The sequence below is a fragment of the Tepidibacillus sp. HK-1 genome, from assembly GCF_001748485.2.
Taxonomy (GTDB): Bacteria; Bacillota; Bacilli; order Tepidibacillales; family Tepidibacillaceae; genus Tepidibacillus_B; species Tepidibacillus_B infernus.
This window is the reverse complement of sequence record NZ_BDGM02000004.1, coordinates 140,049-152,365: the sequence shown is the minus strand read 5'-3', so window position 1 is coordinate 152,365 and position 12,317 is coordinate 140,049. Positions and strand designations below refer to the sequence as shown.

10 protein-coding genes and 1 tRNA gene are annotated in these 12,317 nt (G+C 36.5%); 3 read left to right on the top strand and 8 right to left on the bottom strand.

Features of this window, described 5'->3' with window-relative positions:
- Positions 1-38: 38 nt before the first annotated feature.
- Complete coding sequence (locus tag BEN26_RS03345; RefSeq protein ID WP_084818897.1) at positions 39-1,562, top strand: putative glycoside hydrolase; 1,524 nt, start codon at positions 39-41, stop codon at positions 1,560-1,562.
- A gap of 91 nt (positions 1,563-1,653) precedes the next feature.
- Here the strand turns inward: BEN26_RS03345 and BEN26_RS03340 are convergent, their stop codons facing one another.
- The 8 genes from BEN26_RS03340 to rpoN all read right to left on the bottom strand — a co-directional run bounded on the left by BEN26_RS03340 (position 1,654) and on the right by rpoN (position 11,229).
- Positions 1,654-2,541: a polysaccharide deacetylase family protein gene (locus BEN26_RS03340; RefSeq protein ID WP_069800906.1), complete on the bottom strand. Its 888-nt coding sequence runs from the start codon at positions 2,539-2,541 to the stop codon at positions 1,654-1,656.
- 180 nt (positions 2,542-2,721) lie between these two features.
- Positions 2,722-4,014, bottom strand: coding sequence for a phosphopyruvate hydratase (eno, locus tag BEN26_RS03335; RefSeq protein WP_399167873.1), 1,293 nt, complete (start codon positions 4,012-4,014; stop codon positions 2,722-2,724).
- A gap of 7 nt (positions 4,015-4,021) precedes the next feature.
- The gene (gene gpmI, locus BEN26_RS03330; RefSeq protein WP_069800907.1) at positions 4,022-5,557 is read right to left on the bottom strand and encodes a 2,3-bisphosphoglycerate-independent phosphoglycerate mutase; all 1,536 of its coding nucleotides are present in this window, start codon (positions 5,555-5,557) and stop codon (positions 4,022-4,024) included.
- Positions 5,558-5,576: 19 nt separating this feature from the next.
- Entirely contained in the window at positions 5,577-6,335 is a 759-nt protein-coding gene (tpiA, locus tag BEN26_RS03325; protein ID WP_068726043.1) for a triose-phosphate isomerase, read from the bottom strand.
- An 8-nt stretch (positions 6,336-6,343) separates the two neighbouring features.
- Positions 6,344-7,528 (bottom strand): phosphoglycerate kinase, encoded by a 1,185-nt coding sequence (locus BEN26_RS03320; RefSeq protein WP_069800909.1) that lies wholly within the window; start codon positions 7,526-7,528, stop codon positions 6,344-6,346.
- Positions 7,529-7,611: 83 nt separating this feature from the next.
- Positions 7,612-8,619, bottom strand: a complete 1,008-nt coding sequence (gene gap / locus BEN26_RS03315; protein WP_068726046.1) for a type I glyceraldehyde-3-phosphate dehydrogenase — start codon at positions 8,617-8,619, stop codon at positions 7,612-7,614.
- A gap of 137 nt (positions 8,620-8,756) precedes the next feature.
- A complete protein-coding gene (locus BEN26_RS03310) occupies positions 8,757-9,755 on the bottom strand; it encodes a sugar-binding transcriptional regulator (protein WP_069801076.1) in 999 nt (332 codons plus the stop codon).
- Between the two features lie 145 nt (positions 9,756-9,900).
- Positions 9,901-11,229, bottom strand: coding sequence for an RNA polymerase factor sigma-54 (gene rpoN, locus BEN26_RS03305; protein WP_069800911.1), 1,329 nt, complete (start codon positions 11,227-11,229; stop codon positions 9,901-9,903).
- Between the two features lie 59 nt (positions 11,230-11,288).
- Here rpoN and BEN26_RS03300 point away from each other — a divergent pair.
- Both BEN26_RS03300 and clpP read left to right on the top strand, forming a co-directional pair.
- Positions 11,289-11,367: transfer RNA gene (locus BEN26_RS03300), tRNA-Arg, on the top strand.
- Positions 11,368-11,658: 291 nt separating this feature from the next.
- Positions 11,659-12,255 (top strand): ATP-dependent Clp endopeptidase proteolytic subunit ClpP, encoded by a 597-nt coding sequence (clpP, locus tag BEN26_RS03295; RefSeq protein ID WP_068726051.1) that lies wholly within the window; start codon positions 11,659-11,661, stop codon positions 12,253-12,255.
- Positions 12,256-12,317 lie beyond the last annotated feature (62 nt).

Sequence of the window (12,317 nt, the reverse complement as noted above, 5' to 3'; positions counted from 1 at the left end):
ACATACAACTTTAGACAATACCCAGAGGAGAGTCGTCTATGAAAAAACTTGCTAAAACGAAAACCACTATTTGCCTGTTATTTCTATCTATCATCTTTATATTGACCTCTTGTTCTCCCAGTAATTTATCATCTAGCTTTATTTCTGACAAAAAAGATGTAGGAAAACAAGTAACCAGTAAAGAACAAGGCAATACAAATCAAGAACAAACTACTAAAGATGAAAATGATCAAAACAATGGAACCGACCAAAGTGAAAATATAGACCAACCTACAACCCCTGAGCCAACAAAACCAGCTTTTACCTTTGAATATCCAGATGCTGTTCGTGGAATCTATGTTACTGCCCATTCTACTGGAAGCTCCCGTTTCCCTAGCTTACTCTCTTTAATTGACAAAACCGAATTAAATACCATGGTGATTGATATTAAAGATGATTACGGCAATATTACATTTAAACCTGATCATCCAGCTTTTGAACCTTATAGTAAAACTATTATTAAAGATCCTAAGCAGTTAATAAAGACGCTTGAAGAACATAAAATTTACCCTATTGCGAGAATTGTTGTCTTCAAAGACTCTACCCTAGCAAAAATGAAACCAGAATTATCCTTTATTGATAATGGTTCTGTATGGAAAAATGGTCGTGGGGAATCCTTTGTCAATCCATTTCTTAAAGAGGTTTGGAAACATAATGTTGAAATCGCCAAAATGGCTGTTGAATTAGGCTTTCAAGAAATTCAGTTTGATTACGTAAGATTCCCTGAAGGCTTTGAAAAACGCGATAAAACACTAACATATTCAATGGGTGAATACAAAGGTCGTAAACCAACTAAATTTATCGAAATAGAAAAGAACTATCAAAAACAACTTGAAGATTACAATCAAAAGTTAGAAGAATTACAAGCAGGTTATGATCAATTGGTTGAAGAACAAAACCAATTAAAAACAACACAAGCAACAGAAACAGAAATTAAAAAACTAGATGAAATGATTACAATAAAGGAACAAGAATTAAAAGAGTTACAAAGTAAAAAACCAATTGGTCCTGTGTTTACAGATCGTGAGCGAGCTACTCAATTACGTGTAGATGCAGTTACTGATTTTGTCACATATGCAAAGAAAGAATTAGAACCTTACAACGTGAAAGTAAGTGTTGACATTTTTGGCTATTCTGCTACCCTACCTGAAGCACCAGGAATTGGCCAAAACTTTAGTAAAATTAGTAGCAATGTAGATGTGATTAGTTCAATGATTTATCCTTCCCATTGGGGACCAGGTTATTTTGGAATTAGTAAACCCGACTTATACCCATACCAATTAGTTACTGAATATACAAAAAAGGAAAATGAGGTTTTAGGTAAATTAGGGGATAAGAAACCTGTTTCCCGCCCTTGGATTCAAGATTTTACTGCTTCATGGCTAGGAAAGGGAAATTATAAATCCTATGGCAAAAAAGAGATTGAAGAACAAATTAAAGCTTTAAAAGACAATGGAATAAATGAATTTTTAATTTGGAATGCTTCGAACAAATATACACCAAACGTAGATTATACACCGTAGGCAAACCCAAAAACAACAAAACGAGACCAATTATAGGCTCGAAGAAAGACATGGATGACGGAGCAGATTTGCAAAATACAATTCTCTATTATTATTCCAAACCATTTAAATCAACTTGATTTGGCAAAACAAATTTATAATTTTCTTGTTCAAGCTTGTTTAAAATTTGATCTAATGCTTTGGCAGTGACCTCTTTATCATGCATTAAGATATTTGCTCCATCATGGATCGTCGAAACTGTCTGTTTTACCACATCTTCAGGATTTTTTAACTCCCAATCTAAAGAACCAACACTCCAATTCATCGGTTGCATCTTCTCTTCTTTTAACACCTTATAAGTTTCTTCTGAATAAATGCCAAATGGTGCTCGGAAGTACTGAGGTTTTTCCCCTGTAATACTTACAATTAAATCATTCAATTTGACAATCTCATTCCTAGTTTGTTCTGGAGTCAGATTTCTTAAATTATTATGTTCCCATGTATGGTTGCCAATGAGATGACCGCGTTTTTGGATCTCCAATAAATTGTTTTTAAACTTTTCTGCTTTCTTCGGGCTTGGTTGATAATTGTACCCGTAATTAAAACCATTAATAAACCAGATAGCTTTTGCGTTATATTTATCTAATACATTTAATATTTCTATTGTATTGTCTCCAACTGGCCCATCGTCAAAAGTAAGTAAAACGATCTTTTGTTCTGTTGGTTTATTTGCTTGGATTTTAAATGTTTTTGGATTGACGACATAAACATTTTGATCAGTTTGCGTTTGTTGATTTACTTCTTGACCTTTTCCTTGATTACTAGCCTGATTATTTTCTTCTTCAGTTACTTGATTTGTTTGTTTATTTATTTGTCCTTTGTCCGTTTCTACTGTTGAATTCTCATTTTCCTTCGGTTGAACTGGAGCTGTCGTATTGTTAGAGCAGGCAGACAAAAACAGGGTAAAGAGTAGGATAAAAAGTAGCAGATGTTTTTTCATGGTGTTTCTCCTCTCAACTAAGTATGTATGTGTTGTCTACTCTATTTTAGCACAAGGAAGTATTTCCCATTGTAAAAATTTTAATGATTTTTTCATTATATAAATGAAAAAGAGTAGCACTTGAAAAATGCTACTCTTTGAGATGTTACCTTGTTGTAATGTTCATTAAAATTTTTTTAATTAAAATTTTAAATTATAAAATGCTTGTTTACCACCAAAACGGCTGATGTAGGATAATTCATCTTCGATACGAAGTAATTGATTGTATTTTGCCACACGGTCAGTACGGGAAGGTGCACCTGTTTTAATTTGACCTGCATTGGTTGCAACCGCAATATCAGCAATGGTGGAATCTTCAGTTTCACCAGAACGGTGAGAAATTACTGCTGTGTATCCTGCCCGTTTTGCCATCTCAATGGCATCGAAGGTTTCAGTTAATGTCCCAATCTGATTGACTTTAATAAGAATGGAATTACTTGTTCCCATTTCAATCCCTCTAGCTAAACGTTCGGTATTTGTAACAAATAGATCATCGCCAACCAATTGGACTCTTTTACCCAAACGTTCAGTAAGCTTCTTCCACCCTTCCCAATCATCTTCAGCAAGACCATCTTCGATTGAAATGATTGGGTATTTGTTTAATAAATCTTCATAGAAGTCGATCATTTCGTCAGTGGTTTTTACGACACCTTCCCCTTCCAAATGATACTTACCATCTTTGTAAATCTCAGTTGAAGCCACGTCTAATGCAAGATAAACATCTTCGCCTGCTTTATAGCCTGCTTTTTGAATCGCTTCAAGAATGGTTGTAATGGCTTCTTCATTCGATGAAAGGTTTGGTGCAAAGCCACCTTCATCACCAACTGCAGTATTTAAACCTTTTGCTTTCAATACTGATTTTAAGTTGTGAAAAATTTCAGCACCCATCCGTAATGCTTCACGGAAGTTTTCAGCACCAACTGGCATAACCATAAATTCTTGAATATCTACGTTATTATCTGCGTGTTTACCACCATTTAAAATATTCATCATTGGTACAGGAAGGGTTTTTGCATTAAATCCACCTAAGTACGCATATAAAGGAACCCCTAATGCATCAGCAGCTGCTCTAGCTACAGCTAAAGAAACACCAAGAATTGCATTTGCTCCTAGTTTCCCTTTGTTAGGTGTACCGTCTAATTGAATAAGAAATTCATCAATGCCCACTTGGTCAAGCGCATCCATACCAATAACCTCAGGTGCAATAATGTTATTTACATTTTCAACGGCTTTAAGTACCCCTTTACCAAGATAACGGTCTTTGTCCCCATCTCTTAATTCTACCGCCTCATGGGCACCAGTAGATGCACCTGAAGGAACAATCGCTCTACCAAAGGCACCAGATTCTAATACCACTTCAACTTCTACCGTTGGATTTCCGCGTGAATCTAATACTTCGCGTGCATAAACATCAGCAATAATTGTCACAATCATACACTCCCTATAAAATAATTGATTTTCCTGTCATCGCCTCAGGCTGTTTTATACCCAATAACTTTAACATCGTTGGTGCTACATCTGCAAGTACCCCACCATCACGTAATTCAACACCTTTTTTCGTTAAGATAAAAGGTACTGGATTTGTTGTATGTGAAGTAATTGGATTTCCTTTGTCATCAATCATGTGATCAGCATTTCCATGGTCAGCAATCACAATGGTTACTCCCCCTTTTGCAAGGATTGCCTCCACTACTCTACCCAAATTCTCATCTACCGCTTCGATTGCCTTGATGGTGGGTTCCATCTTGCCTGAATGGCCAACCATATCTGGGTTTGCAAAATTGAGAATGATCACATCATGGTTTTCAGCTTCTATTTCTTTTACAACTGCATCAGTCACTTCATAAATACTCATTTCAGGTTTTAAATCATAAGTTGCAACCTTTGGTGAAGGAATTAAAATCCTTGTCTCACCTTCAAATTCGGCTTCACGACCTCCACTAAAGAAATAGGTGACATGTGGATACTTTTCAGTCTCGGCAATCCGTAATTGCTTTAATCCTTCACGACTTACGATTTCTCCAAAGGTATCATCCAAGTTCGTAGGCTTATATGCAACATAGCCTCCTACTGTCTCACTAAAATGTGTAAGAGTCACATAATATACATCTTTGGGGAAACTAGGACCTCGATCAAATCCGCGAAAATCACTGTTCGTAAACACTTGCGAAATTTGAATCGCACGGTCTGGTCTAAAATTAAAGAATATTACTGCATCTTCTGATTCAATTAATCCTACTGGTTTATCATTATCATCTACAATGACTATAGGCATAACAAATTCATCAAATACGCTTTTTTCATAGGACTCGCGAATTGCCTTGATTGGATCTGTATAATGTGGGCCATCTCCATAAACCATGGCACGATAAGCTTTTTCAGTTCGTTCCCAACGCTTATCACGGTCCATTGCATAATAGCGCCCTTGAATGGTTGCGATTTGTCCAACTCCAAGTTCATTCATTTTTTCTTGAAGCTGGCGAATATATTCAATCGCACTATCTGGTGCAACATCACGTCCATCAAGGAATGCATGAACAAAAACTTGCTTTACCTCTTCCTTTTTTGCTAATTCTAATAGAGCAAATAAATGATCGATGTGACTATGCACACCACCATCAGATACTAAGCCATACAAATGCAACTTTTTGTTTTTTTCTTTTACGTGCTTTATTGCATTGAGAAAAACTTCATTTTGGAAGAAAGTACCTTCTTCAATTGACTTTGTGACTCTTGTTAATTCTTGGTATACGATCCGCCCTGCGCCAATATTTAAATGACCTACTTCCGAGTTTCCCATCTGCCCATCTGGTAAGCCAACAGACAACCCACTCGCTCCAAGTTGAGTATGTGGGAATTCACTCCAATATCGATCAAAATTAGGTTTTTTTGCTTGAGCTATCGCATTTCCATTAACTTCATCACGTAGTCCAAACCCATCTAAGATGATAAGTGCTACTGGTTTTGGTCGAGTCATCTCGGGTTCACTCTCCATTCTATTGTTCGTTTGTTTTCGCACCCTTAACTAACGCCATAAAGGAGTTAGGTTCTAAACTTGCCCCTCCGACCAATGCTCCATCAATGTCTGATTGAGCCAGAAAAGAGACTATATTCTCTGGTTTCACACTTCCCCCATATTGTATGCGAACCTCGTTAGCCACTTGTTGATCATATTGATCAGCAACGACTGAGCGAATATAGCTAATCACTTCATTTGCATCTTCTGCTGAAGAAGACTTTCCTGTGCCAATAGCCCAAATTGGCTCATAAGCAATTACGAGTTGTTTTACCTGTTCCGAGGAAAGTCCAACTAAAGCTTTTTCCGTTTGTTCTTTCACGATTTCTTTTGTTTTGCCTGCTTCTCTTTCTTCTAACTTCTCTCCGACACAAACGATCGGTGTAATTCCATGCTTATAAGCAGCATGAACTCTTTTGTTTACCGTTTCATCTGTTTCACCAAACATTTCTCGACGTTCAGAATGACCGATAATGACATATTGAACATCTAACTCTTTTAGCATCAAAGGGCTAATTTCACCGGTAAAAGCTCCATTGTCTGCCCAATGGATGTTTTGAGCCCCAATTTTAATTTGACTTGGAAGAGAATCCTTTAATATAGCTAAATCCGTATAGGGCACACATAATACTGCTTCAACACCGTCAACAGAGAAATCTTTGACTTGCTCAATAAAGGATTTCGTCTCAGCTCTATTTTTATTCATTTTCCAGTTTCCTGCAATAATTGGAGTGCGCATTTGATCACCTATTCCTTATCATTTAATGCTACAACACCTGGTAGTTCTTTACCTTCCATAAATTCCAAGGAAGCACCGCCACCAGTAGAAATATGAGTCATTTGATCGGCTAAACCTGCTTTTTCAATCGCTGCAGCAGAATCACCACCACCGATAATGGTCGTCGCATTTGTATCTGCCATTGCTTGGGCAATTCCATTTGTACCTTTAGCAAATCGATCCATTTCAAAGACCCCCATTGGTCCATTCCAAACCACTAATTTGGAATTTAGAATCACCTCACGATATAATTCTACTGTTTTTGGACCAATATCTAGAGCTTCCCAATCAGCCGGAATTTCTTTAATATCCACGATTTTTGTATTTGCTGTTTCGGAAAAATCATCAGCAACAACTGCGTCTACTGGCATCAAAAAGCGGACATTATTTTCCTTTGCTTTTTCGATAAAAGACTTCGCCAAATCTATTTTGTCTTCTTCTAATAGAGATTTTCCGATCTCATATCCTTGTGATTTGATAAAGGTATAAGCTAATCCTCCACCGATGATTAGGTTATCTACCTTCTCTAATAGATTTTCAATTACTCCGATTTTGTCCTTTACTTTTGCACCACCGATAATGGCTGTAAAAGGACGCTCAGGGTTGGATAAAGCCTTACCTAAAAACTCGATTTCCTTTTCCATTAAAAATCCTGCCACTGCTGGAAGATATTTAGCAATTCCTTCAGTTGATGCATGTGCACGATGTGCTGCACCAAACGCATCATTTACATAGACATCAGCAAGTTCTGCAAAAGCTTTGGCTAATTCAGCGTCGTTTTTCTCTTCTCCTGGATAAAAACGGACATTTTCAAGAAGAACAACATCGCCTTCATTCATCTGATTGATCAAAACTTTTACATCATCACCAACTGCTTCATCAGTTTTCTTTACTTCTTTACCCAGTAGTTCAGAAAGCCTTATCGCAACAGGGGTAAGCCGCATTTCCTCTACTACTTTACCTTTTGGACGGCCTAAATGGCTAGCTAGTATTACTTTACCACCTTGTTCCATGATATATTGAATCGTCGGAAGTGCTGCACGGATACGTGTGTCATCAGTGATCACACCATCTTGTAATGGGACATTAAAATCGACTCGACAAAAAACCTTTTTTCCTTTTAGATCGATATCACGAACCGTCTTTTTGTTCATATGTATCCCTCCTATATGCAGGAAGGGAGAATTTAATCATTCTCCCCTTTAATTGTTAAAACCTGACTCTGACTTTTCTCTGATTAAATACCTTTTTTTGCAATATATGCAGCTAAATCGACAACACGGTTAGAATATCCCCATTCATTATCATACCAAGAAACCACTTTAACCATGTTTCCTTCCATTACCATGGTTGACAAAGCATCAATAGATGAGGAATGTGGATCATGATTATAGTCAATCGATACTAATGGTTCTTCGGAGTATTGTAAAATACCTTTTAGTTCTCCCTCTGCAGCTGCCTTCAATGCTCCGTTTACTTCTTCAACGGTAACATTCTTATCTAATTCAGCAACTAAGTCAACAACAGAGACGTTAGGAGTTGGTACACGCATTGCAAATCCGTTTAATTTTCCTTTTAATTCTGGTAATACAAGAGCAACTGCTTTAGCAGCACCTGTCGTTGTCGGAATAATCGATTCAGCTGCTGCACGAGCACGACGATAATCCTTATGTGGTAAGTCTAAAATTTGTTGGTCATTGGTATAAGAGTGTACAGTTGTCATTAAACCGCGTTTAATACCAAATTTCTCATGAAGAACTTTGGCAAATGGTGCTAAACAGTTTGTTGTACAAGAAGCATTTGAAATCACATGGTGGTTTGCAGGGTCATATTTTTCTTCGTTAACTCCCATTACAATTGTGATATCTTCATTTTTTGCTGGTGCAGAGATAATCACTTTTTTAGCGCCTGCTTCTAAATGTTTTGCTGCATCTTCACGATTTGTAAAACGTCCAGTTGATTCAACGACTAATTCTACTCCAAGCTCTTTCCATGGTAATTGCGCTGGATCTCTTTCAGCAACAACTTTTACTAATTTACCATTTACTTTAAAGCCACCTTCAACGACTTCGACGGTTGCATCCAGTTTACCGTGAACTGAATCATACTTTAATAAATGAGCTAGCATCTTTGCATCGGTTAAATCGTTCACAGCAACAATTTCAATTTCAGGATGATTTAGAGCTGCTCTAAAAACATTTCTTCCGATTCGGCCAAAGCCGTTAATACCTACTTTAAGCATAATATTTCCTCCTCATTCTGTTTTTTATTGTTATTATGAAGAAACAATACTTTTCTAATCACCGACAAAAGTGATGAAAAGTAAAGTTTCAAATAAACAAGCAAGCAAGCAAGCAAAAAACTAAAATGTTTAAATGCAACTTATATTTGTTGTAAAATCTCTCTAGCTGCTCCCTCATCAGTTACTAAAATGGGTTTTAAATTATGTCTAAGTACAGAAAGAATGGGATTGGCTTTACTTTTACCACCAGCAACAGCAATCATGTGAGGAATATGCTGTAGATCATCTAGGGTAAGACCAATGGTTTTCATTTTATAGACAATTTTACCTTCTTGATCAAAGTAATAACCAAAAGCTTCACCTACGGCATGTTTTTCTTCTAGTAAATCTAGAATTTCCTTTGGTACATTTCGCCGAATTGCCATAGTGTTAGCTTGCCCTATCCCGTGAATAACCATTCTTGAAGAACGTATAACACTGAGTAATTCCTTTACATAATCCTCATTCATTAAAGAATGATAAGTACTTTCACTTAATTGTTCTGGCACATGGAGTAAACGATAAGAACCGTTGGTTTTTTTTGCCATAGTCGATACCAAGGTATTTGCTAGGTACTCGTGATTCTCTCCCATTCCTCCTCGCGCAGGAACAAATAAGACAGAAGGCAATGGCGGTTGTTCAGGCATCATATAAGCGACCTCCGCAATTGTTGATCCTCCGGTTAAAGCCACAATATCCTTTTCATTTACCAATTGTCGAATAAGCTGAGCAGCAGCTCTTCCCATTTCTTTTTTAACCAATTCGTCTTCATCTGCGTTCCCTGAAATAACAACCACTTCAGGAAGCTGCAATTTTTCTTTTAATTGCTGTTCCAATTGATAAAGACCAAATAAATTTTTGATATATGGGGATACTTCTTCTAGAACTTCGTATCCTTCTTGACTTACTTTCATGCCACTTGTTTCTACATCGATTAAACCTTGTTGTTTCAAAAAATCAATTTCGGCTCTCAATATTCGTTCAGTAAAACCTAAAGATTGAGACAAACTTCGTCTTCCTATCGGTTGCATCAAGGATATATGATGTAGAACCTTATAACGTTTTTGCATTATTTCAAGTACATCTGGTACTAATTTCATTTGGAGTTGTAATAAATCCAAGACGAATACTCCCCTTTGGTCTAAAATAGTCCCACCTTTACATATTATGTCCCGCAGACTCCAAAAAAAATTCACTTCCCTTATATAATCATAACGAGAAATGAATAAAATCGCAACCCCATTTTCAAAATCTTTTACGTTTTGAAGAAGACAAGATACCTAGTTCATCCCGATATTTGGCTACTGTCCTTCTTGAAATTTCAATCCCTTCTTGTTGTAATAACTCCACAATTTTTTGGTCAGATAGTGGTTTTTGTTTATTTTCCCTCTCGACCACTTTCTTTATTAATTTCTTAACATTTTCAGCGGATGTCACTTCACCACTACTTGTTGTTACCCCAGTATTAAAGAAATATTTTAGCTCAAAAATACCAATCGGGGTCTGAACATATTTTTGATTGGTAGCTCTACTTACTGTAGATTCATGGACACCAATTTCTTCTGCAATTGTTTTTAATGTTAAAGGTTTTAACTGTTTCGTTTCAAAAAACTGCCTTTGATATTTTAAAATGGCATTTGTTACTTTATATAAAGTATTACGCCTCTGTTCAATACTTTTAACTAACCATTCTGCTGCATTAAGTTTGTCTAATATATATTTACTTGCTTCTCCTTCTTGCCCATGAGTTTGAATGTATTGCCTGTAGTATGAGTTAATTTTAAGCCTTGGTACTAAGGTATCATTTACAATGACGATATATTCCCCCTCTATCTTTTCAATTGTAATATCAGGAAGGATATATCGAGCTGTTCCATTTTGAAAACCATAGGCTGGTGAAGGATTTAATGTTTTAATAAAATCAGCACATTGTTGCACCTCAAGCAAACTAATCCCAAGGGCTTGTGCGATTTTTTGAAACCTTTTCTCTCCTAAGTCAGTTAGATGATGACTAACTATTCTAATCGCTTTCTCATCAATCGGATCCATCTTCTTTAATTGGAGTAACAGGTTCTCTTGTAAATTTCTTGCCCCCACACCTAGAGGTTCTAAAGAATGGAGTAGAGTTAGAGCTTGTTCAATTTCAGATAGATTTACTTGAAGTTGTTTGGCTAAATCAATTAATGGAATTGTTAAATACCCAGAATCATCTAAATTACCAATAATAAATTTCAAAATGTGAAATTGTCTATTGTCAATCGCTAAAAAGCGCGCTTGTTCTAACAAATATTCTTCTAAAGTAGCTGTAGGAGTCGCAATGCGATCCCAAATATTAAACTCCTCCTCATCAGCCTTCATAACACCAAATGATTTACGGCTGTTTTGGTAAAAAAACTCGTAGCGTTCCATTTCTTTATCTTCTATATCAAAAACAGGGTTTTCTACAATTTGTTGATGTAGATATTCTGTTAATTCTATGGCTGGAAATTGCAGGATCGTGATCGCTTGACGCAATTCAGGTGTCATGATTAACTTTTGAGTTTGTTGTTGGTATAAACCATAACCTAGTTGCATGATGATCCCCTACTATCTTGATTTATTTACTTTATAAAGGTATAATATAATTTGCATTTGCGCTCGTAGCTCAGTTGGATAGAGCACTGGCCTCCGGAGCCAGGTTTTGCGGGGGTTCGAGTCCCTTCGAGCGCACCATTGACAATTCTTCGCACTACGTCGATTGTACATCATTGTTCGAAGAAAATTGTAGTACTGTTAAGTGCACCATTATTAATTCAAACCTTCAATGGAAGGTTTTTTTATTTTCCTTTTTTAAAAACGTATTCAAAAATACTACCTAAGTTTATTTTAACAGAAAACGGGTAAACTAAGTGAAGGAAAATGATTGAAACTTATTGTTTGACCTTTTTTGACCATTGAGGTATGATATGAATAGGTTGAGCATATTTTATTGATAATGATTCATTGAGAGGAGGACTTTAGATTATGAGTTACTTTATTCCTTATGTCATTGAACAAACAAACCGTGGGGAAAGAGCCTACGATATCTATTCCAGATTATTAAAAGATCGAATTATCTTCTTAGGAAGTCCAATTGATGATGCGGTAGCAAACTCAGTTGTTGCCCAACTTCTGTTTTTGAATGCTGAAGATCCTGAAAAAGATATTAATTTATATATCAATAGCCCTGGTGGATCGATTACAGCAGGTATGGCTATTTATGATACGATGCAATTTATTAAACCAGACGTATCCACAGTAGCCATTGGTATGGCAGCATCAATGGGAGCCTTCCTATTAACTGCAGGTGCAAAAGGCAAACGTTATGCTTTACCAAATGCAGAAGTGATGATTCATCAGCCTTTAGGTGGTACCCAAGGGCAAGCAAGTGATATTGAAATCCACGCAAAACGAATCATCGAGATGAAGAAAAAATTAAATGAGATTTTGGCAGAACGTACAGGTCAACCTCTAAAAAAAGTGGAAAGAGATACAGACCGTGATAATTTCTTAACTGCTGAACAAGCCAAAGAATATGGTCTAATTGATGACATCATTACCACCATTCCGAAATTAAAGTAAAAGGGTTTATATATTCCAACGCGCTCCGTTGTCCGTGTATTTCTCTTAATGAAAAATAAGGT